Genomic DNA, 26,607 nt, shown 5'->3' with positions numbered 1-26,607 from the left:
GTATGACCATGAAATTTTCATTATCCAGGATTTTTAAGCGAGATAACCTGAGTTTATCCAGATTTTTATGGTGGGCTGGCCCCATTTTGCTGGCTTTATTGGTTTTATCCCTGTTTACCTGGCCAGCCTGGGAAAATTATCGTCTCAAAAAAGAACTTTACCAGGAGAAGCTTGAACTTTTAGTCCGTTATCAGAAAAAAATCTCCAGGGATAAGCCTCGCCTTGAAAAAGAGCTTGCCAAAACTAAAGACCTTGAAAATAAAATTTTTATTGGCCTTGACCCTTACGTCATTGTTTCAGAACTTGAAAAGGAAATAGGCCAAATTTCAGGCTTAAAGCTAAGGACTTTTCGTATTATAAAACGAGAGAACATTTCTGAGCAGATACAAAAGGTCAAGGTTCTTCTAACTTTAGACGGCGATATAAAAGGTATGGTAGAATTTTTAGAAAAACTTTCGCAAACTAATAAAGCCTTACGCGTTTCCCGTTTAACTATAATTTCCAGACGTTATTTCAAAGATTATGTTTTAAGTGTGAATATGGAGCTAGAAGCCCTTTATAGTTCTAACTCTTTTGAAGATATTTCTTCTAAAGCCAGAACAGCCCGGGTGGAAAAGAAGTGATAACCGCAAAACTTGCCCTTTTAAAAGAGTGGTTTAGGCCAGCCTCTTTAGGAATCTATTTTGACGGTGAACACACCCATTTAGCTGAAGATAATTTTCATCCAGGGCGCAGACCTGCCAGGGTATTTATAGCTGTTTCCCACGGCCTTCTTTTTTTTCATAACTTTAAACTTCCTGCCCAGCTTGGAAAAAAGGCTATTATTTCAGCAGTGCGTCTTGAGGCCCAGCGTCTTTTTACACTGCTTGAGAAAAAGACCACAGCAAAGCTTTCCTGTGCGGTTTACCGGCGCAAACCAGGAGAGGTGGGCATAGTTTTCCAGGAAAGGTCCTTTTTTCAGGATATTTTTGACCACCTTTCTCCTGGTCTTATACCATGTGGAGTGGTGCCTGCCGGGGTAGCTCTTCTTTCGTTTTATTATCACCAAAACCAAAAGCTTCCTCCAGGTCTTTATTATGTGAAAACTGATAATACTTACGAAGGAATAGTGATTGACGAACATGGCATAAAAGATATTATGCCAGCCTCCCCTGGCACTGCCAGGGCCTATCTTGAAGAGTTTTCAGGAGAAATTTTTACTTTTGAAGGGCCTGCGGAAAAGATAATCGCTGAAGGGGCTCGCTATTTGCCAGCCCTTCCTGCCAATTATTTCCTGAGTTTTGAAGATTTCCCTCTAAAGCCAAGGCCTAAGCTTTCTCTGGCGTTTGTTTTGCTCTGTCTTTTGCCTCTGATTTTTCTTACCACTGGAAATCTACTCCAAAAAAAGGCAGATGACCTTGAAACAAAAATTAAAGAGGCTGACCAGAAGATTCATTCCCTGAAACTATCTTTGGCTGAAATAGAAGCCGTTGAAAAACGCAAAGAGGTTTATCAGAAAATAGAAGGCACCTTTAAATCCTGGCAAAATGATAAACTGGATTTTTTGAAAATTCTTGAGCGCATTACAGAAATTCTTCCAGAGGATACCTGGGTAAGACGACTTGAATTTAGACCACCTGATGAAATTCGCCTCTGGGCCGAAGGCAAAAACGCCTTAGAGGTTTTAGAGCTATTTGCCGATGACCCGATGTTTAAAGAGGCCAAATTTCTTTCAAATGTGACTAAAAATACCAGGACAGGAAAAGAGATTTTCTCCATAGTTATGAAAATCATAAGCAAAGAGGATAAGGAGTGAGGTTTCGCTACGCAGCGGTTACATCAGAAGGTCAGGTAAAGCAGGGCGAAGTAGAAGCCCTTGATTTAAGTGAGGCTCTGGAACATTTAAGAGCCGAGGGGCTTGTGCCCCTTGAGGTGGTTCCTGCTAAACGCAGGTGGAGTTTTAGCCTGTCCCGTGGAGCCAGGCACCAGGAACTTTTACTTTTTACAGAACAGCTTGAGCGTCTTCTTAAATCCGGCTTAACCCTTGATAAGGCTTTGAATATCCTTGAGAGGGTCTTTCAAGCCACGGGAAAGACATCTCTTCAAAATATGACCGAGGAAATCAAAAAGAAACTTCAGAAAGGCGAAAGTTTTTCTCAGGCCCTTAAAGAAACCGGCTTTTTCCCGGAGTTTTATGTAAGTCTGGTGTATGCCGGAGAGATAAGTGGAGCCCTTTCAGAAATTTTAAAAGACCTTGCCAGATATATCAAAGAAGAACATTCTTTCAGGCAGGAACTTAAGTCAGCTCTTATTTATCCTTCTTTTCTGGTAATCTTTGGCCTTCTGGCAGTGCAAACAGTGCTGGTTTATATTTTGCCTCGCTTTGGTTCTATCTTTGATCAGCTTGGAGTTACTCCACCTCTTATAACCCGCATTTTGTTGGCTGTGGGTAGTTTCTGGAAGACCTATGGCTGGATTTTTTTATTGATCATGCTTTTAGCCATGGTGGCTCTTCGGCTGAGCCTAAGAAATTCTCAAGACCGCCTTCGGGCAGAGCGTTTTCTCTTAAAAATACCTTATTTTGGAAGGTTCTTTTTCCTGGCAGATATGGCCAGAGTCTTTCATGGCATTTCAGTCATGGTAAGGGGCGGAGTGGCTTTACCTAAGGCCATTACTATTGCCAGCCACATTCCCAGGTTTTATCTTCTAAGGGATTTTTTGGCCCAGGCGTCTTTGCAGATAAAAGAAGGCACGCGACTTTCTTCTATTTTTAAAGAATTTCCAGGAAGTTTTGATTTCGTAGCTAACTTTATAGCCCTGGGAGAAGAAACTGGAGACCTTGGCCAGGCTTTTGCTGACATGGCTTATTTATGTGAAGAGGAGGTAAGGGTGGCCTCAAAGCGTTTTATTTCTATTCTTGAGCCTGCTACTATCCTCTTTTTTGGCCTTCTTTTAGGAAGCATGATAATTTCTATTCTGATGGCTATTTTTGATGTAAGACTGGGCTATTAGGTAGGGGGATATATGAAGAGAAAAAGAGGCTTTACCTTACTGGAATTGTTGGTGGTTTTAATAATCCTTGGGCTTTTGGCGGCGCTGGTTGGGCCAAGGTTAATTGGTAAGCTTGGAAAAGCCAAGTCACAAATTGCTCAAAGTCAGATAGCCCTGCTTGAATCAGCCCTTGACCAGTACCGCCTTGATATGGGGCGCTACCCCACCACCGAAGAAGGGCTTAAAGCCCTGGTAGAACCCCCTGTTAGTGAAGAAGAAAAAGCCAGATGGCAGGGGCCTTATCTTAAGAAGAAAAAAATTCCGCTGGATCCCTGGGGAAGACCCTATCACTATCGCTACCCGGGGGAACATGGTGACTATGACCTCTGGACTTACGGAGCCGATGGTAAGCCTGGTGGTGAAGGTGAAAACGCTGACATTACTAGCTGGGAATAATGAAGCCCTTTGATAAGAGTATTTTAGAAGCCAAAGCCAATGAGATAGCCCCTGTTGAGGGGTTTGAGGCTTCTTTTTTAAAGGCTGTCAGAGGGTTCCCCTTTTTATTGGGAGAGGAGCTTTATTTGCTTTTACCTTCTGCTGATAACATCTTTCTGGCTGACCTCCTTGAGCGACAATACGGGCGACCACCTAACATATTCCTCGCTGAAGAGGACTACATCTTTGAGCTTATTCAGAAGTTTTACGAGATCCCACCAGAGCTTGAGAAAGAGACCCAGGAAGAAGAGCCAGAAGACCTTGAGCTTTTAAAAGACTTGGCTTCAGAGGCTCCGGTGGTAAGGCTGGTAAACCGGGTGATAAGGGAAGCGGTAGAAATGCGGGCTACCGACATTCACTTTGAAAGCGAACGCCAGGGGCTGAGAATTCGTTACCGTATTGATGGACTGCTCCATGAAATTGCTACCCATCCCAGGAAGATTGCTGCTCCGGTTATCTCCCGTTTGAAACTTATGGCAGGCCTTAACATCGCGGAACACCGCCTGCCTCAGGATGGCCGTATTCGTTTCAGGGTAGGGGGGGAAGATCTTGATATCCGCGTATCCACCATGCCTGCGGTTACAGGAGAAAGTGTGGTATTGCGTCTTTTGGCCAGACGCAAAGGCTTTCTTACCCTTGAAAAACTTGGTCTTGAGCCTGAGCATTATCAGATTTTTCTGGATTTAATATCTCAGCCAAATGGTATAATTCTTGTTACCGGCCCCACCGGCTCTGGTAAGACCACCACTCTTTACGCGGCTCTTTCGGTACTGAATAAGCCCGACCGAAAAATCATCACCATTGAAGACCCGGTGGAATATCAACTCCAGGGGATAACCCAGATTCAGATAAAGCCACAAATTGGCCTTACTTTTGCTCAGGCTCTGCGTTCTATTTTACGTCATGACCCAGATGTAATTCTGGTGGGCGAAATCCGCGACCTTGAAACTGCTGAGATTGCCATTCAGGCAGCTTTAACCGGACACCTGGTATTTTCAACCCTGCACACCCGGGACGCCCTAGGAGCAGCGGTGCGCCTGGCTGACATGGGCGTTGAGCCCTACTTGATTGCTGCTTCCACCGTGGGCTTGGTAGCCCAAAGGCTGGTAAGGGTTCTTTGCGATAAGTGTGCCGAGGAGGTTGCTCCTCCAGAAGAGTTTCTGGCCTGGCTTGAAAGGCTTCCCTCTCTCCCTGAAAAAGTTCTTTATCGTCGGCCAGTTGGGTGTCCTCATTGTGCTGGCACTGGATTTTATGGAAGAATAGCCATTTACGAAATATACCCTGTGGACGGTAAGTTGCGGCGGTTAATTTTGCGCCAGGCTACTGAAGAAGAATTAAAAGACTGGGCCAGAGAACGGGGGTATCTCTCTCTTTTCCAGGACGGTCTAAGAAAAGTAGCCAAAGGTATCACCTCTTTAGAAGAAGTCCTTCGGGTATCTGGAGGCAATTAGTATGTACAAACAAATTCCTGAATATTGTCGCCCGTGTTTGGAAAGGCTTGCTAAACAGGCCATGGGGCTTGCCTGTGGGGAAGAGCCTGAAAAAATTTCTAAAGCCCTCTCCTGGCTTGATGAACTTTACGACGAAAATATATCACCTCCGGTAATAGCTTCTGAACTTCATCGCCGCGTTAAAAAATACTGCCAGCATGAAGACCCTTACGCCCCTTTGAAGGCCAAGGAAATAGAAATAGGCCAAAAAATTGCTGAAATATACGGAAAAGATTTTCAAAAAGGTTTTAGAGAACGCCTGCTCTTTTCTCTCCTGGGAAATACTATAGATTTTTTCAGGCCTCCTGAGGAGATAGAAGAAGTCCTTAAAACGGGAATAACCCTTGCTATTGACCATATAGCTGAAATAGAAAACCATCTCAAGAAAACGCAGACGGTTATCTTGCTTACCGATAACACCGGCGAGGTTTTCTTTGATATACCTCTTCTTTCCTGGCTAACTGACCAGGGTTATGAAACCTATTATGCCGTTAAGCCAAAGCCCATTCAAAATGACCTTTCACTTCCAGACCTTGAAAAACTTAACCTTAAAATACCGGCTAAGGTTATTACTACCGGGGCTGAGATGGTTGGTCTTGATCTTAATTACGCTTCAGAGGAATTTAGAAGGCTTTATTTTGAGGCTGACCTGGTGTTAGCCAAAGGAATGGGGCATTTTGAAACTCTTTCCATGAAAGCCCAGAGAAATAACATAGCTTTCCTTCTTTGCGCCAAATGTGTACCGGTAGCCAGGGCCTTAGAGGTTTCTCTTAAAAGTTACGTAGTTTTTTGGAAATAGTTCCAAATTATAGCGGGGTTTATTCAACTTAATGGCCGAGCACTCATGATTATTATCTGCCAGCCGGCTTTTGTAAGAGAATTGAAGATGTTTAAGGTTCTCCGGGCTCGCTTTTGGTCAAAATAAGCCAGGGGTTCATCAAGCAAGAAAAAGGCCTTATCGTTAAAGAATAATTCTACCAGGGCAAGCCTTGCGGCCAGTAACAATTGAACTCTCGTGCCATCTGAAAGGGAGTCAATATGGAAGACCCTGCCGTCTTCCCGCTTTACCTTCCATCTTTTTTGGAAGGCCTCTTTATCAAAAAAGAGAGAAGGAAAGTTAAAAGACACAGAAGTATAGCGCCCGTCTGTTATTTCACCAAATATCTGGGTTACTTTTTCTTCAAATTTTTCAAGGTAAGCCTGATTTATTCGTTCTTTTAATTGTGAGAGGATATCCGCTGAAGCTCGCAATACTACTTCTAAACGCTTGAACCTCAAAAGCTTTCTTTCTAAAGCCTTCTTCTTTTCAAGGAGTTCTTCATAACGATTCAAGTCTGGCTTACGAGCTACCCGATCCTCGTAAAGGGTTTTGTCTCTTTCAAGAAGGGTTATATCTTGCTGAAGGCTTTCAAGCTCGGTGGAAACTTGATTTAAAAGCCTGGTTATTCTTTCAAGGCTTTCTCCTTCATAAGTTCTAATGGTCTTAAGAGAAAGCTTCTCTTCAAAGTCTCTTGGATACTCCTTGATTTTAGTTTCAAGGTTTTTAATTTCCTGCTTTTTAGCCGCTAGCCCTTCTCTTAAGGCTAGATATTTTTTTTCAAGCTCTCTTAGTTTTTTTTCAAATGTTTTTATTTGCTGGCCAAGCTCTTTAGCCTGATTTTTCTTCTGGGAAACTTTATTTTGTCTTTCTGCGAGACTCTCCAGGTCTTTCTGGGTTTTCCTAAGCTTTTCTTTTAGAGAAGGGAGGTCTTCAGTGCTTTCTAAAGATGATTCTATCTGCTTTAACTTCCTCAGGTTCTGGATAATCTGTTTGAGATTTTCCGGGGTAGAAAATGCTTTTTCAAGGGGAGCAATGTTTTTAGAGAGTTCGGCAAGCTTTACCTGGGGATAGATGTTTAACTCAAGGTCATTGTATTTGATGTTTATTTTGCCCTGAAATTCAACTTCTCTGGCAGAAAATTTCTTACCGTTTATCAAAAGATTATCTTTCGCCTTTAAAACTTCTAGCTTTCCCCGGGAATGACGGGCTATTTTGAGGAAAGCCTGCCATTCGTTCAGGTAGTCCTGAAGTTTTTCAGGGTTTTGCGTGGCCAGGGGGCCAAGGGCTTTTATTAATTTTTGGTATTCTTCCTTTCTCTCAAGTTCCTTTTTTAGCTGTTTTTGTCTGTCCTCAAGAAGTTTCTTTTCTTTCTCTATATTTTCACTCTGGGCCACCTCAGAGAGGAGCTTTTTTTCTTCTTCGCGTAAATCCTCTATCTTTTTTTTGAGGGTTTCCCTTTCTCTGGCTAATTTTTCTATTTTGGTAACAAGGGCTTTTTCTTCCTCTCTTAATCTTTTGATTTTATTTTCCAGATGCTCAATTTCCAGATAGGCCTGAAGATAACCCAGTTGCTCTTTTTGAAGGGTGAGTTCTTTGTGCTTTGCCAGAAACTTTTCAAGCTTTTCTTTGATAACCTCAAGTTTCTTTTTGTTTTCTTCAAAGTCTTTCTTTTCTTTTTCTAGGAGAGCGAGCTTATCGTTTATTTCTTCTAGCTTTTCCAGAGTTTCCTGTTCAAGACGGCCGAAGGGGTTCTGGCGAAGCCCACCTCTTTGCAGGATAAAGTCGTCTTTAATCTTTTTTTCCAGGCCCTCAATGCTTGCAGACTTTAAAACCTGGTCAAAAACTTCTTGCAAACCGCTTTTGACAGCGGTGGAAAGGTCTCTTTCTCGCAATACCAGAAGGCCTTCTAAAACCTGCCGAAAGTGTTTGTATCCCTTTTTTTCCAAAAATTTTTTGATACTTTCCGGGCTTTCCAGGTCAACTCCGTCTGAACCTCGCAGATAAGGCCGGGGTTCAAGGCCGCTTAACTTGAGTTCATACCGGTGCTCTCCAATGTCAAACTTGAGCTTGATAACCGGTGGGACTTTCTGCCCTTTGGTTGTTTTTTCAAGCAAAGCTTTAGGATTTAGAGAAAAAACATCAAGTATTCCTTCAATAAGGGTGGATTTGCCGTATTCGTTTGGTTTGGTGATAACCTTTAGCCCGGGCTCAAAGGAAAACTCGTGGTCAGAAAGAATTTTGTAGTTTCTGAAACTAATCTGGCGAAGTTTCATTTTAACTTTCCAGAAATCTCTTTATAAGAAATTCTTTAAGTTCCCTGGGCTGCCGTGAGACCATAAGACCGTAAAGCAAAAATTCCCTTACTTCAGCTTGAATTTCTTCGGGAACACTTTGCAAAAGTTCGTTTATAATTTGCAAAACTAAATCGTCAGGGGAGTTTAGCCTGGCCCCTTCTGAGATGGTAATTTTTTCTTCAAAATGGGAACAGAGCCGACTAAGCTCATCTTCATAAAACTCAAGATAAGAGTCAATGCGCACAAAAGCCTTTGTAAAGTCAAGATTTTTGAGTCTTTCAAGGTCTTCTTCTGAGTGTATTTGGAGGCGCAGGTAAAGGGGAGCATCGTCAAAGGTGTGCCTGAGTATCTGTGGAGGTTTAGCTGAAAGGTCAACTTCTAGAAAGCCTCCTTCAGCCTGAGTATTTGCCAGGAATTCAAAAGGTATAAAAGCACCGGCGTAAAAGGCATTTTCAGCCAATTTTTTGAAGCGATGATAATGCCCCAGGGCAAGATAGTGATAACGTTCAAGAAGGTTACTTTTTAAGGGTTTTTCGTATTGTTCGTTAGATCCAAAGGCGCCGTGAAGAAGAGCAATATGATAATCTGCCTCAGGAATTATTTCTTCTTCTGGAAAGTCAAAAAAACCGGCATAAATAGCCAGTTTTTTATCTGAGACAGAAATGACTTTAGAGGGAGTTTCAGGAGAAAGGAGGTGAATATTTTCCTTTCTAAAGAAAGCAGAAATTTCTGGCCGCCGATAAATAGAATCAGCGGTGTAGGCATCGTGGCCACTTATTTCACTTTCGTTTTTGTGCCCACCACCAGGGATTAAAACAAAATTTATAGCCGGAAAATTGCTTAAAAGATTGAAAAATTCACGGGCTACTGAACTTGAAACGGCATTTGAATCAAAGGTGTCTCCGGCAAAAAGGACCACGGGAACATCTTCGGCCCGTGAAAGAATCTCTTTTAGCTTGGTTAAAACCAGATTTATGTGTTCCCCAGCCGAACGTCCGCTGGGGACAGCACCCAGATGTAAGTCAGAAAGATGATAAAGCTTCACGCCTGCTATTATAACGTCGTGTAAGGGAGAGGCAAAATTTAAATTTTTTAAAACCTCTAAAACGCGTTATCACGAGGCGCCGTGGTCGCGGTGGAGATAACCCGCAATGACAGCCCTAAAAATTGTTATTTGTTTGTAAATCCAGAGAAAAAGAGAAGAGTTCAAGATTGTAAAGTTTTCTTTTTTAAGGCAAAATTAAGATTAACAAGAGGGTAAGGAGCTTACATGAATAAGAAAGTCATTCTTTTTGCTTTATGGATTCTTCTTTTACTGGCCCAGCTTTTACTGGCCCAGGTGGTTAATGCCCAGGATGGCTTTACCCAGGAAGACCGGGAAAGACTTGTTCGCCTGGAAACGACCCTCAAAGTCTTCATGGAACAAGTTGATAAACGTTTTGAGCAGATTGATAAACGTTTTGAGCAGGTTGATAAGCGTTTTGAGCAAATGATGACCTTTCTGTGGATCCTTACGGCCATTTTTACCACGCTGGTGGCGGTGGTTATAGGTTTTGCCTATTGGGATAGGCGGACCATAATTAAGCGAGCCAAAGAAGAAACTATAGAGCAACTAGAAAGGGAGGGAAAACTCAAAGACTTGATAGACGCCCTAAGGGAGCTTGCCAGGGAAGATTCCCGTTTAGCAGAAATATTGCGTCATTATCGGCTTCTTTAGCCCTTCTGGCTAGCCAGGGTCCATCAAAAATTTTGTGCTGGGATAAAAACATTTCACTTTAAGCCCGGCTTTAACCTCAAACTAAAGAGCCCAGGTGGAAATGGAGATAACTGGCAATAATGTTTTTCCTGGCCACTCCAAAGGTAGAAACTTCATGGCCCTCAAAGTCTTTTACTTTCATACCTTCAAGGCCAATACCTTTGGCGAGACTGTAGCGAAATTCGTGGCCCCTTAATGGCTGGCCTTCATCTACTAAAAAATTAGCGCCTTCAAAAATGGCCTCCCGGTAACCTATGGCCTGAAGGCGCTTTTCCAGGCGAGCAAGGCCCGGCAAAAGCCCCACCATGGGAAAAGACTTGCCATTTACTTCAATCCCTTCAAGCAGAAACATAAATCCTCCGCATTCAGCCAGAATCGGCCTGCCGTCGTCTGCCAGCCTTTTTATTTTTTGATGCAAGGCGGTGTGCCTGGAAAGAGTTTCAGCAAAAAGCTCAGGATACCCTCCAGGCAAATAAATGGCCTCGGCCTCTTTGGGAATCTCTCCTTCAAGAGGTGAAAAAAATATGATTTCGTTTCCGGCTTCTTTTAAAATATCCAGATTTTCCTGGTAGCAAAAAGAAAAGGCCTTATCTTTGGCCACGGCGATTTTTTGGCCTTTGAGTTTAATAGCTGGCGGGTTATTCTGAAAAGGGCTAAAGGACGCCCTTTTAAGACGGGAAATAATTTCAGAGATATTGGTTTCCCTGGTAATTTTTTCACTCAAGAACTCAAGTTTTTCTTCCAGGTTTATTTCTTCAGCCTGAATCAAGCCCAGATGTCTTGAAGGAAGCTCAAGCTTTTTTTCCTGGCTTATCATCCCTAAGATGGGGATTTCAAGACCTTGGAAGACCTTTTTAAGTAATCTTTCGTGTTTGGGGCTGGCTACACCGTTTACGATTATGCCTATAAAATCAAGCTCCTCCCAATAGGATATAAGGCCTTCTACCAGGGCCCTGGCTGTGTGGCCAAAGCTTCTGGCTGGAAACACCAGAAGCACTGGTAGCCCGAGAAGTTTGGCCACTTCAGCGGTGGAAGCACAGGTGGTTCCGCCAGCGCCGTCAAAAAGCCCCATCACCCCTTCTATCACGGCCAATTGGGCCTTTTTAGACCCTCTCCCAAAACTCCGTTTAACTCCTTCCTGGCTAGTCATCCAGGAATCAAGATTATAGCAGGGGTGCCCGGCAGCCTGGGCCAGGTAAGAGGGGTCAATGTAGTCAGGCCCGACTTTGAAAGGGGCAACTTCAAAGCCTTTGCTGGCAAGGGCTTTTATTAAGCCACAGGAGATTATGGTTTTTCCTGAACCGCTAAAAGGGGCAGCTATAACCAGGCCTTTTACTGGTGTCATCAATATCTTTTCTCTTTATAACCGCGTGGGGTTACTATAAAATTTTCTAAAATAAAGCTACTTGAATTGCCAATAAAAACCGTGGTCTGCATGTCAACTTCTTCAGGGTCAAGGGCAGAAAGGGTAGTGATTTTAAGGCTTTCGTCTTTACGGCCGACAGCCTTAGCTATGCCCACTGGTGTATCTTCTGGGCGAAATTCAAGAATAATCTCTCTTGCCCGGTTTAAGTGCCCTTTTCGGCCTTTACTTCTGGGGTTGTAAAGCACAATCACAAAGTCAGCCTGGGCAGCTGCCTTAAGACGCTTTTCAATGATTTCCCAGGGGGTCAGACGGTCAGAAAGACTTATACAGGCAAAATCGTGCATAAGAGGAGCCCCTAAACGCGCCGCCCCGGCACTGGCCGAGGTAATCCCTGGTATTATTTCCACTGGGAACCGGCCTACGAGGTCTTTTTCTTTTATAAGCTCTAACACAAGCCCGGCCATGCCGTAAATCCCAGGGTCACCGCCGCTAACAAGAGCTACTTCAAAGCCTTCAAGGGCAAAGTTTAAAGCAAGAGTTGCCCGCTCTACTTCCTGGGTCATGCCAAGGGTATATACTTCTTTGTGGCTAACAAGGTCTTTAATAAGGGTAATATAAGTCTTATAGCCGATAATCTTTTCAGCAGACCTTAAGGCCCTGCGAGCGCGTGGAGTAAGTTCGTAAATATCACCCGGGCCAAGGCCAACCACCCATAGCTTCCCTGGAGAGGGGGGCATTTCGGCTATGGCTATTGTTACACCATCTTGCTTTTGCTTGGGGAGAATGAGCCGTCCGCCTTGCGAAGCCAGAAGAGCCGCTGGCTCAGCCACGGCCAATACCTCAGTGTGCTTCCTGGCCTGAGAAGGATTAAGGCCCTCTCTGGCTACCACTTCGTTTATCTCTTTAGGAGAGACGGCTTCTATTGGCGCTTTAAGTTTCTGGGATAGAGCTATGATCCCTGGGGCCTTGCTCTTGCGCGAAAGTGTGGCCAGCTTTTTAATAGCTGAAAGGCTTAACTTATGCCTGGTAAATACCTTTTTCAGGGCTTCAAATAGCTCATCTCCCGAGCAATTTTCGTGAAAGCCCATACCTACTACCAGCCTTTTAGGGCGGGCGTAAAGGCCTGAAAAGCCGTTAATCTCGCGATAAGTAATAGCAAGGTCTGCTTCTTCTGGGTTGGCAGTGAGGGCAAAAGTCTCAGGAAGAGGAACTCTGGCTTCAGCCAGGACCTTTATTCCCCTTTCTTCAACGTAGCGTGAAATGGTTTGGGGGATAAAGTTTTCTGGCTCAAGCACCAGGCCATGCTTTTCAGCCCACAGGTCAAGGGCTGGAAGCCCAGCAAGGTCGCTGGCAGTGGTAATAACTGGCGTGGCTCCAAGAAAGGCGGCTACTTCACGGGTAAGGTCATTGGCGCCACCAAGATGGCCAGAAATAAGGCTTATGACAAAACGGCCGGTTTCGTCAAGGGCAAGAACAGCCGGGTCTATTTTCTTACTTTGAAGAAGAGGGGCTATCTTTCTAACGATAATTCCACTTGCTCCAATGAAGATTATGGCCTTAACTTCTGGCCAGAAAGCCTTTAATTTTTCAGTGGAAAAGCGCTTAACTTGCGCTTCAGGGAGAAAATCAGCTAATTTTTCCGCCAGAGCCTGGCCCCTTTTACTCAGGTAAAAAATAATGATTCTGTTATTCATGGTCGGGATGGTAGAGTTTTGATCTTTTTTCAGCGTGCGTTTCAAGGGCTTCAATGGCTTCTCCTACGTAAATCAGGGCCGTGCGCTTAAAGCCGGCTTCTTCCACCAGGCGGCTTAAGTCTTTTAATTTTCCTTTGATAACCTGCTCTTCAGGCCAGCTGGCCTTATAAACTATAGCTACCGGGGTGGAAGGGCTAAGCTTTTCTAAAAGGGCCTTTTCTATTTCTTTGGCCCTGGCAATGCTTAGAAAAATGACAAGTGTTACGTCCTTTCGGGCGAAATAGGCCAGGTCTTCAGGGCTGGGCCCTGGGGTTTTCCCTCCCAGGCGAGTAAAAACTACGGTTTGAGCTACCTCTGGCACGGTGAACTCAAGACCAAGGCTTGCTGCACCTGCTGAAGCCGAACTTATCCCTGGAATAACTTCGTAGGGAATGCCTCTGGCTTTGAGTTCAACGATTTGTTCGTGAATAGCACCGTAAAAAGCCGGGTCTCCGCTGTGGAGTCTTACCACTGTTTTACCCTGGGCTATAGCCCGGGAGATAACTTCTATGATTTCTTCAAGGGACATTTGGGCTGAGTCATAAAGTTTGGCTTTAAGGCCTTCAAGTAGCCTGGGGTTTACCAATGAGCCGGCGTAAATCACTACCCCGGCGGCTTCAAGAAGGCGTTTCCCTTTAAGGCTGATAAGTTCAGGGTCTCCCGGGCCTGCTCCTACAAAATAGACTTTAGCTTTCATGTTTTTCTCCCACCAAGAGATATACTTGATTTAGAGCCTGAAGATAGGTATAGCCCGAAATGCGGTTTGAGGACCTTGATACCTGTATAGAAACCACTTCTTTTAGGCCTTCTTTTTCTTTTAAAAACTGATAAGCTATCTCAAGGGATTCAATGGTTATTACCGCTATGACTACCAGGCCGGATTTAAGTTTTAGCCAGCTTGTTTCTAAAATGCTTCTAAGGTCCTTTCCGCCTCCGCCTATGAATATCCTGTCTGGTGAGGGTAGGGGGGCTAACACCTCTGGCGCTTTACCTTCTACGACTGTAAGGTTTGGAAGGCCCAGATTTTCGCGATTTTTTTCTATCATCCTGGTTCTTTCAGGAGATTTTTCTACGGCATAAACCAAAAGCCCAGGTGCTAGGTTAGCCACTTCACAAGCCACTGAACCAGAGCCAGCTCCTATGTCCCAAAAAACGCCCTGGGGAGGAAGCCTTAGTTTGTGTATAGCTACGGCGCGCACTTCATCTTTAGTAATCAAGCCCTTTTCGTGGAGAAATTCATCTTCCTTTAGGCCAAAAACCGGGGGTTCACCTGGTTTTTCCTGTAAAAGGATAACTAAGTTTGGATTTTTAAAGTCTTTTGAGGCAAATTCAGCAGGTGGCCCCGTGTAAATTTTTTCTTCTGGAAAACCCAGGCGTTCAGCCACTATCATCTTTGTTGAGCCAAGACCGGCTGCTAAAAGATAGTTTGCTATTTTGGCAGGAGAGTTTTGAGGGTCTGTGAGGACCAGTAATTTTTTTTGTCGTCGTAATAAGGCCTTAAGGTCATTTATTTTGTTTTCATTTTGCCCGTGGAGGCTTACGAAAAGCGCATCTTCCCAGGGAATCTTACTTTCAGCAAAAGCCACCTGAAGGCTTGAAAGAGCAGGAACTACTTTGATTTCTTCAGGGTTTAAACGCGTGAGAAAAGTTCTCGCTACTCCGAAAAATAGAGGGTCACCAGAGGCCCAAAAAGCTACCTTTTTCTGCTGGCCAAGGGCTTTTTCCGCTTCTTCAAGGGCCTGACTGAAGCGTTCATAAAATATCCAGTTTTTTTGCGGAAATTTTTCTCGCCAGGAGGAAAGATTATTTTCAAGATGCCTGGCTGCTATTATCTTGTCAGCTTCTTTTAGGGCTATGGTAATTTGAGGGGTGTAATCTTTTATGGGTAAGCCTAAAACCCAGAGTTTTGTTCCCTTCATCTGGCTTAGGCTATCGTTGTTTAATTGCTTTCGCAAGCATATTTCGCCTTATTTTCCACTATGGCCAGGGGTTTTCCAGAAAAATCAAGAAGAATGACCCTGACGGATATATTTGGCCCTGCCATTTTTCGGGCTTCCTCTGCTGCTTTTTGGGTTAGTTTTTCCGCCCACAAAGGCAACTTCTCTTTAGCTTTTTCTTTTAATGTTTCAAGAAAAAACCTGGCTGTTTTCCCTTTAGCTAATTCTTTTAAAATCTCTTCTAGAATTCCAGCTTCTCTGGCAAGCTTTAACATCATTTCTATGGGGATTTCTCCATGTTTGGCGTGGGTGTTGGTATAACCTTTGGCCAGTTTGGCCATTTTCCCTACCATAAGGCCAAGGGTTACCCTTTTGAACCGGTAAGCAGCTGCTAGTTTCAGAGCGAAACCAACGAAATCTCCAATCTGCACAAAGGCTTCTTCAGGCAGTTCAGGAAAAAGTTTCTGGCAAAAACTCTCACTTCTTCCGCCAGTAGAAAAGACCAGTTCATTTAACTTCAGGCTTTTGGCCACCTTTAAAGACTTAGCAATAGTGGCTTTGTAAGCGGCGTTTGAAAAGGGGATAACTACTCCCTTGGTGCCGAGAATTGATAACCCGCCTTTTATACCCAGTCGGGGATTCAGGGTTTTTTGGGCGAGTTGTTCGCCCCCTGGAATGGAAATGGTAATGATGACATCTTGGTCAATTTTTCTGGCTCCAAGCACTTCTTCAACCACTTTTTTCATCATAAGCCGCGGAACAGAAGTGATAGCCGGTTCCCCAAGGGGTAAGCCTAGCCCGGGCTTGGTTACTACGCCCACTCCGCTACCGGCCTTAAAAATAATTTTGCCTGTCCCTTTTTTTAGTTCTACTCTTACTTGAATTTCTGCCCTGTGGGTTACATCTGGGTCATCGCCTGCGTCTTTAATTACAGAAGCAACCGCAGAACTCCCGTTTTTTGAAAGGGAAAATACAGGAACTTCTACTTCCATTTCAATGGGAAGGGTTAGCTTTACCTTTTGGCAGGCTTGATTTTGGAGAAGATAAACAAGGGCCGCTTTTAAGGCTGCGGCTGCACAGGTTCCCGTAGTATAACCCAGCCGACCCTTAACATGCCTGGGAATTTTCATCTTCTAACGCCAGTTTGATAAGGGCATTAACCAGGGCCACGGCTATGGTCGAGCCTCCCCTGGTGCCTAAAAGGCTGATATATGGAGCAGGAGATTTTTTAACCAATAGAGCCTTGTATTCAGCGGCTCCAACAAAACCAACGGGCACGCCAATAATTAGGCGAGGGGGGGGAGCACCTTCTTCCACGGCCTTAAGTAAGGCCAGAAGAGCCGTAGGGGCGTTTCCAATAGCAAATATGTCTATTTCGTTGTTAGCAAGGGCTTTTTCTACCGCGCAGATAGCTCTTGTTAACCCGGTTTTTTGGGCTTTGGCCTGAACTTCTTCATCATCAATAAAGCAGTAAACCTTTCCACCGAGGCGAGCCAGGCCTTTATGGTTAATTCCCGAAGCTACCATTTTAACGTCACAAAATATACTTGCCCCTTTCTTCAGAGCCTTTATACCTTCAGATAAAGCCTGCGGATGAAACACAAGGTCCGTGGCAATACTTACATCTCCGGTAGTGTGAATTACCCGTTTAACCAGAGGTAAAACTTCTTCTGGGAAATTGAGCCCTTCTTTAGCTAGCAGGCCTTCAATTATACGAAAGCTTTCTTTTTCTATGTCTTCAGGCTTTAAGATCACGATAGCTCAGGCCAAAAAGTTTTATGAATAGCCCTTACGTGAGTGAGTACTTCTGGCTCGCGATCTGTTTCTTCCATTTCTTCAAGTTTGTCTGTAGGAATAACCGAGCGTCCGGCAAGTTCAAATAACACCGCGGCCACGGAATCAGCAAGCCCCTGTAAGCTGTAACCTCCTTCAAGGGTGAGAAGTAGCCGCCCCTGGCAATGTTTGTCGGCTATTTGTTTGACCAGACGGGCCAAGTAGGCTATGCCAATGGGAGTTACCTGCATTCCTCCCAGAGGGTCTCCAAAATAGATGTCAAAGCCAGCAGAAACAAGGACCAGTTCTGGCTTAAAGCTTTCTGCTACAGGAAGAAGGATTTTGCGGTAAACTGTAGCGTATTCCAGGTCCCCACAGCCTGCCGGCAGCGGCACATTTACCGTAAAGCCACGACCTTCACCTTCACCAATCTCTTCTACTCTCCCTGTTCCCGGATAATAGGGATATTGGTGGGAGGAGAAAAAAAGGACCTCTTTGCTAGTGTAAAAAGACTTCTGGGTGCCATTTCCATGGTGTAAATCCCAGTCAACGATGAGAATACGCTTCAAGCCCAGTTTTTTAAGGGCATAATGAGCCGCCAGGGCTATGTTATTAAAGAGACAAAACCCCATAGCCCGGTCGTACTCAGCGTGATGGCCAGGTGGCCTTACCAGGGCGAATACGTGTTGGGCTTGGCCTGAAAATATGGCCCCAAGCCCCACAAACTGGGCTCCAACTGCTTTTAGGGCCGCTTCAAACGATTCAGGGCTGGTGGCAGTATCGGCGTCTAGCTGGACATGTTGCCCGCTTGTTTGCTGAACTGTCTTTACGTATTCAGGAGCGTGATTCCAGGTAAGCTCTTCAAACGTGGCTTCTCTGGGGGCTAAAGTTTTATATAGCTCTGCAATGTCAGGTTTTTCTAGGCGACTGTAGATTTTCTCTAGTCTTTCAGGCCGCTCTGGATGGTATTCTCCCGGGTTATGTTTTAAAAAAATTTCGTCTTTAACAATGGCTATAGCCATAATGGCCTCCTTGTTATTTAACGAGCCCTGGAAAAAGTTCGCCAAGGCCTCTAGCCATATATTCAACCGAAATAACCGCCAAAATCAATCCCATAATTCTAACAAACAGGTTAGTTCCGGTTTGCCCTAGCATTTTGGCAATGCGGTTGGCATAAACAAAGGTAATAAAAGTTATAAAGGCTACCAGGATAACGGCTAAAATTACTTTTAAGCGAATCTCAAATGAGGCCTGGCCCGCGGTTAACACCAGCACGGTGGTAATTGCTCCTGGACCGGCGAGGATAGGCACGCCTAAAGGGACGGTGGCCACGTCTTCTTTTTGACGACTTTCTTCTTCTTCTTCGGGGCGGCTTTTGGTAGCTCTGGGTTGCGCCTGTATCATCTGGAGGGCGATTAAAAGCAGGATAAGTCCCCCGGCCACCCGAAAAGAGGCTATAGAAATGTTGAAATAAAGCAAAAGCCGGTCTCTCAAAAGGGCAAAAGCTGAAAGAACAAAGGCCGCTACCAAAGAGGCCTTTAATGCAATCTTTTGCCTTTTGCTGGGCGGAAGATTACAGGTCAGGCCCAAAAAGAGAGGAATACAACCAATAGGATCAACAATGATAAAAAGCGGTACCAAAATATGCAAAAATCCTTTTAAAAATTCCATGTCTATATCTTTAGAAGACTTTTAGTCCTTTCACAAGAAAGGAGGAAAATTTATTTGAGACCTTTGCCAAACTCTAAAATATTGATTTACCCTTTAAGGGAAGAGATTGCTTCGCCACTTCGTGGCTCGCAATGACAAGCTCATTTTGTCACTGCGAGGAGGCTGAAAGCCGACGAAGCAGTCCCTGAGATTGTAGGATTGAGATTGCTTCGGCTTCTGACGAGGCCTCGCAATGACAAAGTGGTAGAGAGGCCTCGCAATGACTTGGCCGTGTTGTCACTGCGAAGAGCGTATCCTGCTACTGTCACTGCGAGGAGCCGGAGGCGACGAAGCAGTCCCTGTTCCGAGCGTTAGCGAAGGGATCTAGATTCCTCGCTTCACTCAGGACAAGCGAAGCAGTCTAAAGCGCAAGCAATCACTGAGATTGCTTCGCTCTGTTCGCAATGACGCAATGACAAAAAAGGTTTTTAATGATAAAGAAGAGGCTTCGCAATGGCTGGAATGATATGGCTCACAATAACCGAGAGAGGCTGTAATGCAGTTTGTTTTAGCATTCTCTGTAATATGTTTAATAGTATTGCATTGATAATTTTTATTTTATAGTTTTTATGCTTTAACCAACAGAATTAGGAGGTTTTTATGGAAAAGAAGTTTTTAAAGCCAGAAAATACATTTCTAATGGTTATAGACCCGCAGGAAAAGCTTATGGCCGTTATTCATGAGGCAGATAGAGTGGTTAAAAACATTTCTCTTTTATTTCATTTAGCCAAAACTTTTGAGCTTCCTATTTTTCCCCTTACGCAATATGCTAAAGGCCTCGGGCCTTATGTGCCTGAGCTTGCTAGCCTTTTTGAAGGCCAGACCTTTTACGATAAAACTGAATTTAGTGCCTTCAAAAATGAAGAAATTGCCGCAGCCATAGATAAACTCCGTCCCACCCGCAATACTATCATTATTTGCGGGGTAGAAACACACATTTGTGTTTATCAAACAGCTCTTTCTGCTCTTATAGAAGGCCTTGACGTGGTAGTGGCGGCTGATGCCACCTCTTCAAGGACTAAGGCCAACATGGAATATGGCCTGGCCTACTTACGCGATACAGGAGCCCGTGTCATGTCCACCGAGATGATAATATATGAGTTTTTAGAAAAGGCAGGTACTCCTCAATTTAAGGCCATGCTTCCACATCTAAAGTAGAAGGCTTATAAGTTCTAAAAACATCAGGTCTGTTGGTATTACAGAAGCACGAAGCGATCTGCCGAGTCATTACGAGGAGCTCGGAGTGCGACAGAGTGGCCCCTGTCAGCTCAGATGAGGAGGCCTGCAGGGCCGACAAAATGACCTTACCGGGTAATTATAAGGAGGCACGAAGTGCTGACGAAGAAATCTTATGGTAGATTTGGCTGGGTTGCTTCGACACTCTGGAGCTCTCAATTACCCCTTTTTGTCTCTGCGAGGGCGAGCGAGGAGGTTCCTCGCTCGGGACAGGCGAAGCAGTTTGACAACGAAGAAATAAAATTCTGCGAGACAATTTAACTTATTATGTAAAAGATTTTTGCTTGTGCTTTTTTACTGTTTTAGGCATCATAAGAAAAAAGACTTTTCAAGGGGGGTATATGGGAGAAATTGTTCAGATATCAGCTAGAGAAATTCTTGATTCACGTGGTAATCCAACCGTAGAGGTGGAAGTATGGCTTGAAGGAGGCGCTTACGGAAGAGCCGCTGTGCCTTCTGGAGCCTCTACCGGAACTCACGAGGCCCTTGAACTCCGCGATAAGGACGAAAACCGCTATTTTGGTAAAGGGGTTTTGCGCGCTGTTGATAACGTGAACAACGTTATTGCTCCGGAGTTAGTGGGTATGGAATCAACGGCTCAGGCTGAAATTGACCAGTATCTTATTGAGCTTGACGGCACGGAAAATAAAAGACGTCTTGGAGCTAACGCCATTCTTGGAGTTTCTATGGCAGTGGCTCAGGCCTCAGCTCAGGAGCTTGGTCTTCCTCTTTATGCCTATCTTGGCGGGGTAGGGGCTAAGATCCTCCCTGTGCCCTTTATGAATGTGATAAATGGTGGAGTCCATGCGGATAACGCCCTTGATATTCAGGAGTTCATGATAGTGCCTTTAGGGGCCCCAAGTTTTGCTGAGGCCCTGCGCTATGGCACAGAGACCTACCACGTTCTAAAAAAACTTCTGAAAGAAAAAGGTTACAGAACTTCAGTGGGCGATGAAGGTGGTTTTGCCCCTGAAATAAATAGCACCAAAGAGGCCCTGGAAATCTTAATAACAGCTATTGAAAAAGCAGGTTATCGCCCGGGAGAAGATATTGCGCTGGCCCTTGATGCCGCGGCCAGTGAATTTTTTAAAAATGGCAAGTATCATCTTGAAGGCCGGGAATTAACTCCTGAAGAACTGGTCTCTTTTTACGAAGAAATAGTTAAGGCCTTTCCAATTGTTTCTATTGAAGACGGCTGTGCCGAAGATGATTGGGACGGCTGGAAACTTCTGAACCAGCGCATAGGAAGTAAGGTCCAGCTGGTTGGGGACGATATTTTCGTCACTAACATAAAGCGTCTCGCACGGGGTATCACTGAAAACGTCGCCAACGCCATTTTGATAAAGTTGAATCAGATTGGTACTGTTTCAGAAACCCTTGACGCCATCAGGCTGGCCCAGACTTCTGGCTGGCGGGCCATGGTCTCGCACCGTTCGGGAGAAACTGAAGATACCTTTATTGCAGATCTGGCCGTAGCGGTAAATAGCGGCCAGATAAAGACTGGAGCCCCCTGTCGCAGTGAGCGAGTGGCCAAATATAACCAGCTTTTGCGCATTGAGGATGACCTTGGCGGAGCGGCTGAGTTTGCTGGGCCTAGGGCATTATAAATGAGCCGCGGACGCAAAGAATTTCTCGAACGAGTTTATGAGAGGGTTGGAAAGAGATATAAACGTTTCCGACCCTCTCGCTTTCAAACAAGAGAAGCCGTAGAAGCCATTTTAAGCCTTCTTGAAGAAGCTTTTCTTAGAGGTGAAAAAGTTACCATTTCAGGCTTCGGGACCTTTGAGGTTAAAGAAGGTAAGCCCCGCCTGGTAAAAGATTTTTCCACTGGCGAAAGAAAAAAAAGTCAGCCTAAAAGAAGGATTATTTTTAAAGCCTCACCCAAACTTTTAAAGGAATTAGGTTAGCTTTAGGGCGTGCCCATTTATTAAAGTCAAGGCCGACGAAGTGTCTCTGCCGAGTTATCACGAAGAGTGCGAATGCGCGACGAAGTAAACCCTGGTCCGAGTGGTAGCGAAGGATCTGGGATTGCTTCGCTTTCGCTCGCAATGATACCCCTTTGTCATGCGAGGAGAGCCCTCGCTTCACTCGGGACAAGCAAAGCAATCTAAGTGATAGACGAAACAGTATCAAGAAAGGAATATTGCTCCCATAAATAACAAAGGGGACTGTGGCCTGTAGGCCCGTGGCCCGTAAGACCTAAATGTTCAGTGTTTCTGGTATTAAACTAAATCTTTTATACGTAGCTGTAGATAATTCCTTCCCTGGAAGGCAGAAATTTCCAGATTTCCGGCAATAGCTTTGATCCCTTTGGGAATGGAATTCCCAAATCTAAAGGCTATAGCTGGAAGCCCTAGGCCTTCTTGCCAGACAAAAAGTTTCAAGTGTTTTTCTTTGACCAGAGAGATATTTCTGACTTCAAAATTTTTCAGGCCAAAAAGGGGTTCTGGATAGCCGGGGCCAAAAGGCTCAAGCCTTATAAAATTTTCCAAAAAAGAAGGTTCAAGGATATGTCTTACCCTCACCCAGGCATCAAGTTTAAGACGAGGCCTGGGAATCTTTCCATCAAGCTTGGCTTTGATTATTTCTTCAAATTTTCTGGCAAAGGCGCTTATGTTTTCTTCAAGAATTTTAAGGCCTGCGGCGGCTGGATGTCCTCCAAAAGCCTTAAGATATTGACGGCAATCTGAAAGGCATTGGTATAAATTTATTTCCGGAATACTTCGTCCTGACCCCCTGGCCAGGCCATCCTTCAAAGTGAGCAGGATAACCGGACGGTAAAGGGCCTCCTGGAGGCGTGAAGCCACAATACCGATGATCCCAAGAGGCCAGTCTTCTCCAGACAAAACATAGGCCAGACGGTCGGGGCCCAAGTCTTTTTCAATTTTCGCCAGGGCTTCTTTTAAAATGCGGTCTTCTATTTGTTGCCTTTTGGCGTTCAGTTGATGTAATTCTTCAGCCAGGGTTTTGGCTTCGGTTTCATCGGTGGTTACGAAGAGTTTAAAAGCCAGTTCAGCTTCTTTTAGGCGGCCTGCGGCGTTAATACGCGGGGCCAGGCGAAACATTACGCTGTTAGTATCCACCAGGCCGTTTTCAAGACCGGCCAGCTTTTTTAAAGCTTTAAGGCCTGGGCGCTCGCTTTCTTTTAATTCCCTTAACCCGAACCAGGCGATAAGACGATTTTCGCCAGTTAAAGGGACAATGTCAGCAATAGTACCCAGGGCCACCAGGTCAAGATAATTCTTAAGTTTAGGAGGATTTTGCCCAAAGAAACCTTCTTCGTAAAGCCGCTGGCGCAAAGCCCTTAAAAGGGCAAAAGCTACGCCCACACCAGCCAGTTCTCTAAAAGGATAGCGATTGCCTTTTCTTTTGGGGTTTATTACAGCCAGAGCTTCGGATATCTCTTCTGGTACTTCGTGGTGGTCGGTGATTATAACTTCAAGGCCGTTTTCTCTGGCCACCCGGCAGGCTTCATGGGCGCTAATGCCACAATCAACCGAAATCAATAGACTAATGCCTCTTTCTTTAAGAGAGGCTATCAGGTGAGGATGCAGCCCGTAGCCATCTCTTTCCCGATGAGGGAAGATAACCAGTGGTTCAAGCCCAAGTTCTTTTAGAAAGAGGTAAAGGATAGCGGCACCTGTGGTGCCATCTACGTCATAGTCTCCGTATATGGTTATTTTTTCCCGGTTGTAAATGGCTTTTACCAGGCGATTAACGGCTTTTTCCATGTCTTCAAGGAGAAATGGGTCTGGAAAATCAGATAACTTTGGGTTTAAATGGCGGTAAATTTCATGAGGGTCGTTAAGCCCTCGGGTTAAGAGGAGATGAATCAAGAGGGGAGGGAGCCCCAGGTCTTCTGCAAGCTTCAGGGTTAGTTCCCGGTTAAGAGGCGCTACCTCCCAATAAGGACTATTTTTCATAGCCATGAAAAGTAACGAGCAAAAGGACTCACTGTCAAGAAAAGAAGAAACATTGTTAGTGGAAGTGCCCAAAGACAAAGTTTATTTCGTAAAGTTCGTGCTTGAGGCAGCAGGACACCTGACTTTTATGACCATAAAACCAGGGGGTCGCCTAGTTTTACGTTTTGACGCTGAAGAAAGGGAGACTCTAAAAAATCTATTACTAAATCTTCCTTTTGATATTACGATAAAAGAATAATAACCCGCTGGGCCCTGCCCCATAATTACGAGTGAAGCGAATCAGCCTCAAGAAAGCATTCTTGCCACTATATCTTGGGCCCTGGCCAGGGCGTCTTTTAAGGCTTCGCCTTTGGGACCACCGCCCTGGGCCATGTCCGGGCGGCCTCCGCCCCTGCCCCCTACCAATTGGGCCAGCTCTGAGATAATTTTCCCGGCATGAACTTTGTCTTTCAAGTCTTTTGTAACCATGGCAAGGAGCTGGGCTTTCCCATTAACTGAGGCTCCCAAGATAATGACGCCTGATCCCAGCTTGTTACGCAAAAAGTCTCCCATTTCCCGCAGGGTTTTGGCGTCTTTAGCAGAAACTTGAGCAGCCAGCACTTTAACACCGTTTACCTCTTTCACCTGGTTAAGTAAGTCTTCAAGGCTTCCTCGGGCGAGCTGGCGCCTTAAGGCCTCAATCTCTTCCTGGGCTTCTTTCAGCTGTTTTAAAAGTGTATCTATTCTTTTAGGTAATTCAGAGGGAGCTACCTTGAGTTTGGCGGCCATATCGGCTTTTTCTTTTTCCATTTCATGGACGAAGTTTACCGCCGGCTCTCCTACGACCGCTTCTATACGCCTTACCCCGGCAGAAACGCTTCCTTCTGAAACAATCTTAAAAAAGCCAAGGTCTCCTGTACGGTGCACATGGGTGCCGCCACAAAGTTCCATGGAAAACGAACCTATGCGGATAACCCGTACTTTGTCTTCGTATTTTTCGCCAAAAAGGGCCATCGCCCCTTGATTGACTGCTTCCTGATAGCTCATAAACTTAACTTCTACCGGCAAGTTATCTCTTATGCGGGCGTTAATTAGGTCTTCCAGAGCAAAAATTTCTTCCTGGGTTAGAGGTTCAAAATGAGTAAAATCAAAACGCAAACGCGAAGGCTCAACCAGAGAACCTGCCTGATGAACATGGTCTCCCAAAAGTCGGCGTAAGGCCGCGTGAAGAAGATGGGTGGCAGTGTGATGTCTGGCAATAGCTGCCCTTCGCGAAGAAAAGACCGAAAGTTTAACCTTTTCACCCTTTTTAATGCGGCCGCTTTTGCCTTTAAGCTTGTGAACGAAAAGCTCACCGAGACGGTAAGTATCTGTCACCTCGGCCTGGCCTTCCTGGCCTATTACCAGGCCGGTGTCTCCCACCTGGCCGCCAGCCTCACCGTAAAAAGGCGTCTTAGAAAAAACGGCGTGCGCTTCTTCGCCTTCTTTTAATTCTTCTACTTCCTGTTCTTCTTTAACCATAGCCAGCACTTCAGCTTCAGCTTCAGTGGTTTCATAACCTACAAACTCTTTACCAAGGCCTTTTTCAAGAAGCCTTACGAAGACCTGCGGGGCTTTGGCCATCTCTCCTTTCCAGGCCTTACGGCTTCTTTCGCGCTGCTTGGTCATCTCTTTTTCAAAACCAACCATGTCAAGTTCAAAGCCCCGTTCAAGGGCAATATCCCGCACAATGTCGTAAGGGAAACCGTAGGTATCGTAAAGTTTGAAGATAAAAGAGCCAGGAATAATCTTTTGGCCTGCCTGCGAAAGTTTTTTAAGCTCATCTTCAAGAAGGGCTAAGCCCCTTTCTAAGGTTTCACGAAAACGCTCTTCTTCAAGAACAAGGATTTTCTCAATAGTCTGGGCGGCTCGGAGAAGTTCAGGGTAAACATCTCCCATCTCTTCTACTACCACATTGGCTGTGTCATATAGAAAAGCCTTTTCAAGGCCAAGGGTTCTTCCAAAACGCACAGCCCGGCGGATAATGCGTCTTAGCACATAACCACGGCCTTCGTTAGAAGGGAGCACGCCGTCGGCAATAAGAAAGGCCGCGGCCCGGGAATGGTCAGCAATTACGCGGAAAGCTACGTCTCGCTTCTTATCTTCACCATAGGTAAAGCCGGTGAGGTCTGATATTTTGGCCATAAGGCCAGCAAAAAGATCACAGTCAAAGTTAGTTTTAACGCCCTGGATAGTAGCAGTTATACGCTCAAGGCCCATGCCAGTGTCAATACACGGGCGGGGAAGGGGAGAAAGGTTTCCTTTTTCGTCCCGTTCGTATTGCATAAAAACGAGATTCCAGAGCTCAAGATAACGGTCACAGTCACAGCCTACCTGGCAATCCAGACGGCCACAGCCTACTTCTTCACCCTGGTCAAAAATGATTTCTGAGCAAGGCCCACAAGGGCCAGTGTCTCCCATGGCCCAAAAGTTGTCTTTTTCACCCAGGCGCACGATGCGTTCAGGAGGGAGCCCGGCCACTTTTTGCCATAGAGAAAAGGCCTCGTCGTCATCTTTATAAACAGTCACGTAGAGACGGTCTTTGGGGAGTTCAAGGACTTTGGTTAAGAATTCCCAGGCGTAAGCAATGGCCTCTTCTTTAAAGTAGTCTCCAAAAGAAAAATTTCCGAGCATTTCAAAAAAGGTATGGTGTCTTGCGGTATAGCCAACATTTTCAAGGTCATTATGCTTGCCACCAGCGCGCACACATTTCTGGCAGGAAGCCGCTCTCTTATACGGCCTTTCTTCCTGGCCCAGGAACACTTTTTTGAACTGCACCATACCAGCGTTGGTGAAAAGAAGGGTAGGGTCATCAGCAGGCACCAGAGGGGAACTTGGAACTACCTCATGACCATGCTTGGCAAAGTAGTCTAAAAAAAGCTTTCTTATTTCTTTCCCTTTTAAATAACGCACAGGGAATCCTCCTCGTTTTGTTTCTCAAAAGTTATAACCTGAAACCCCAATTTTACCAGAATTTTGAGGGAAATTCTGTATGGAATTTTACAAAGGTCTCAATTCATAATAGCTATCTCTGCAAAGGGTACATTAAGCTAAGATGGTAGTATTTCAGTAATTGTGTCCGAAAA

The 26,607-nt window shown here is 45.0% G+C and carries 23 protein-coding genes; 11 read left to right on the top strand and 12 right to left on the bottom strand.

Translation table 11 applies throughout. The features are described from left to right. Positions 1-8 precede the first annotated feature (8 nt). Genes TH606_RS02860 through TH606_RS02835 form a run of 6 tightly spaced genes read left to right on the top strand, consistent with a single transcriptional unit; the run spans position 9 to position 5,754 of the window. Positions 9-623 (top strand): hypothetical protein, encoded by a 615-nt coding sequence (locus TH606_RS02860; RefSeq protein WP_068541194.1) that lies wholly within the window; start codon positions 9-11, stop codon positions 621-623. Next, entirely contained in the window at positions 620-1,795 is a 1,176-nt protein-coding gene (locus tag TH606_RS02855; protein ID WP_068541193.1) for a hypothetical protein, read from the top strand. The genes TH606_RS02860 and TH606_RS02855 overlap by 4 nt, the downstream gene beginning before the upstream one ends. Then, the gene (locus TH606_RS02850) at positions 1,792-2,991 is read left to right on the top strand and encodes a type II secretion system F family protein (RefSeq protein WP_068541192.1); all 1,200 of its coding nucleotides are present in this window, start codon (positions 1,792-1,794) and stop codon (positions 2,989-2,991) included. Before TH606_RS02855 ends, TH606_RS02850 begins: the two co-directional genes overlap by 4 nt. A gap of 12 nt (positions 2,992-3,003) precedes the next feature. Then, entirely contained in the window at positions 3,004-3,426 is a 423-nt protein-coding gene (gene gspG / locus TH606_RS11470) for a type II secretion system major pseudopilin GspG (RefSeq protein ID WP_068541191.1), read from the top strand. Next, positions 3,426-4,916: a GspE/PulE family protein gene (locus TH606_RS02840; protein ID WP_068541190.1), complete on the top strand. Its 1,491-nt coding sequence runs from the start codon at positions 3,426-3,428 to the stop codon at positions 4,914-4,916. Before gspG ends, TH606_RS02840 begins: the two co-directional genes overlap by 1 nt. Position 4,917: 1 nt before the next feature. Then, the gene (locus TH606_RS02835; protein ID WP_068541189.1) at positions 4,918-5,754 is read left to right on the top strand and encodes a damage-control phosphatase ARMT1 family protein; all 837 of its coding nucleotides are present in this window, start codon (positions 4,918-4,920) and stop codon (positions 5,752-5,754) included. 23 nt (positions 5,755-5,777) lie between these two features. On the opposite strand, the gene TH606_RS02830 is transcribed toward TH606_RS02835, so the two are convergent. Beyond that, entirely contained in the window at positions 5,778-8,048 is a 2,271-nt protein-coding gene (locus tag TH606_RS02830) for an AAA family ATPase (protein WP_068541188.1), read from the bottom strand. A 1-nt stretch (position 8,049) separates the two neighbouring features. Then, a complete protein-coding gene (locus TH606_RS02825; RefSeq protein WP_068541187.1) occupies positions 8,050-9,114 on the bottom strand; it encodes a metallophosphoesterase family protein in 1,065 nt (354 codons plus the stop codon). Positions 9,115-9,339: 225 nt separating this feature from the next. On the opposite strand from TH606_RS02825, the gene TH606_RS02820 reads away from it, so the two are divergent. Further along, complete coding sequence (locus tag TH606_RS02820; RefSeq protein WP_197460496.1) at positions 9,340-9,786, top strand: hypothetical protein; 447 nt, start codon at positions 9,340-9,342, stop codon at positions 9,784-9,786. A gap of 76 nt (positions 9,787-9,862) precedes the next feature. Here the strand turns inward: TH606_RS02820 and TH606_RS02815 are convergent, their stop codons facing one another. From TH606_RS02815 to TH606_RS02780, 8 genes are read right to left on the bottom strand one after another with little or no spacing between them, the layout of a single operon-like run. Beyond that, positions 9,863-11,170 (bottom strand): cobyrinate a,c-diamide synthase, encoded by a 1,308-nt coding sequence (locus TH606_RS02815; RefSeq protein WP_068541186.1) that lies wholly within the window; start codon positions 11,168-11,170, stop codon positions 9,863-9,865. Then, positions 11,170-12,885, bottom strand: coding sequence for a precorrin-3B C(17)-methyltransferase (cobJ, locus tag TH606_RS02810; RefSeq protein WP_068541185.1), 1,716 nt, complete (start codon positions 12,883-12,885; stop codon positions 11,170-11,172). The genes TH606_RS02815 and cobJ overlap by 1 nt, the downstream gene beginning before the upstream one ends. Continuing rightward, on the bottom strand, positions 12,878-13,621 hold the full coding sequence (gene cobM / locus TH606_RS02805) for a precorrin-4 C(11)-methyltransferase (RefSeq protein WP_068541184.1): 744 nt from the start codon (positions 13,619-13,621) through the stop codon (positions 12,878-12,880). Before cobM ends, cobJ begins: the two co-directional genes overlap by 8 nt. Continuing rightward, positions 13,611-14,879 (bottom strand): precorrin-6y C5,15-methyltransferase (decarboxylating) subunit CbiE, encoded by a 1,269-nt coding sequence (gene cbiE, locus TH606_RS02800; RefSeq protein ID WP_157627847.1) that lies wholly within the window; start codon positions 14,877-14,879, stop codon positions 13,611-13,613. Before cbiE ends, cobM begins: the two co-directional genes overlap by 11 nt. Next, positions 14,864-15,991: a cobalt-precorrin-5B (C(1))-methyltransferase gene (locus TH606_RS02795; protein WP_068541182.1), complete on the bottom strand. Its 1,128-nt coding sequence runs from the start codon at positions 15,989-15,991 to the stop codon at positions 14,864-14,866. The genes cbiE and TH606_RS02795 overlap by 16 nt, the downstream gene beginning before the upstream one ends. Further along, positions 15,969-16,616, bottom strand: a complete 648-nt coding sequence (locus tag TH606_RS02790) for a precorrin-8X methylmutase (protein WP_197460495.1) — start codon at positions 16,614-16,616, stop codon at positions 15,969-15,971. Before TH606_RS02790 ends, TH606_RS02795 begins: the two co-directional genes overlap by 23 nt. Further along, the gene (locus tag TH606_RS02785; RefSeq protein ID WP_068541180.1) at positions 16,613-17,656 is read right to left on the bottom strand and encodes a histone deacetylase family protein; all 1,044 of its coding nucleotides are present in this window, start codon (positions 17,654-17,656) and stop codon (positions 16,613-16,615) included. The genes TH606_RS02790 and TH606_RS02785 overlap by 4 nt, the downstream gene beginning before the upstream one ends. Positions 17,657-17,669: 13 nt before the next feature. Then, on the bottom strand, positions 17,670-18,305 hold the full coding sequence (locus TH606_RS02780; protein ID WP_068541179.1) for a MarC family protein: 636 nt from the start codon (positions 18,303-18,305) through the stop codon (positions 17,670-17,672). A 639-nt stretch (positions 18,306-18,944) separates the two neighbouring features. On the opposite strand from TH606_RS02780, the gene TH606_RS02775 reads away from it, so the two are divergent. From TH606_RS02775 to TH606_RS02765, 3 genes are all read left to right on the top strand, one after another. Next, positions 18,945-19,502 (top strand): isochorismatase family protein, encoded by a 558-nt coding sequence (locus TH606_RS02775; protein WP_068541178.1) that lies wholly within the window; start codon positions 18,945-18,947, stop codon positions 19,500-19,502. Positions 19,503-19,921: 419 nt separating this feature from the next. Further along, positions 19,922-21,187, top strand: coding sequence for a phosphopyruvate hydratase (gene eno, locus TH606_RS02770; protein ID WP_068541177.1), 1,266 nt, complete (start codon positions 19,922-19,924; stop codon positions 21,185-21,187). Further along, positions 21,188-21,487: an HU family DNA-binding protein gene (locus TH606_RS02765; protein ID WP_068541176.1), complete on the top strand. Its 300-nt coding sequence runs from the start codon at positions 21,188-21,190 to the stop codon at positions 21,485-21,487. Between the two features lie 315 nt (positions 21,488-21,802). On the opposite strand, the gene recJ is transcribed toward TH606_RS02765, so the two are convergent. Then, complete coding sequence (gene recJ, locus TH606_RS02760; RefSeq protein WP_068541218.1) at positions 21,803-23,503, bottom strand: single-stranded-DNA-specific exonuclease RecJ; 1,701 nt, start codon at positions 23,501-23,503, stop codon at positions 21,803-21,805. A gap of 4 nt (positions 23,504-23,507) precedes the next feature. Between recJ and TH606_RS02755 the strand changes: the two genes are divergently transcribed. Further along, positions 23,508-23,741, top strand: a complete 234-nt coding sequence (locus TH606_RS02755; protein WP_068541175.1) for a DUF4911 domain-containing protein — start codon at positions 23,508-23,510, stop codon at positions 23,739-23,741. Positions 23,742-23,788: 47 nt separating this feature from the next. Here the strand turns inward: TH606_RS02755 and alaS are convergent, their stop codons facing one another. Then, the gene (alaS, locus tag TH606_RS02750; protein ID WP_068541174.1) at positions 23,789-26,434 is read right to left on the bottom strand and encodes an alanine--tRNA ligase; all 2,646 of its coding nucleotides are present in this window, start codon (positions 26,432-26,434) and stop codon (positions 23,789-23,791) included. Positions 26,435-26,607 lie beyond the last annotated feature (173 nt).

Source organism: Thermodesulfatator autotrophicus, assembly GCF_001642325.1.
In the GTDB taxonomy this organism is placed as follows: Bacteria; Desulfobacterota; Thermodesulfobacteria; order Thermodesulfobacteriales; family Thermodesulfatatoraceae; genus Thermodesulfatator; species Thermodesulfatator autotrophicus.
The sequence above is the reverse complement of the archived record's forward strand: the minus strand, read 5'-3'. Positions and strand labels throughout refer to the sequence as shown.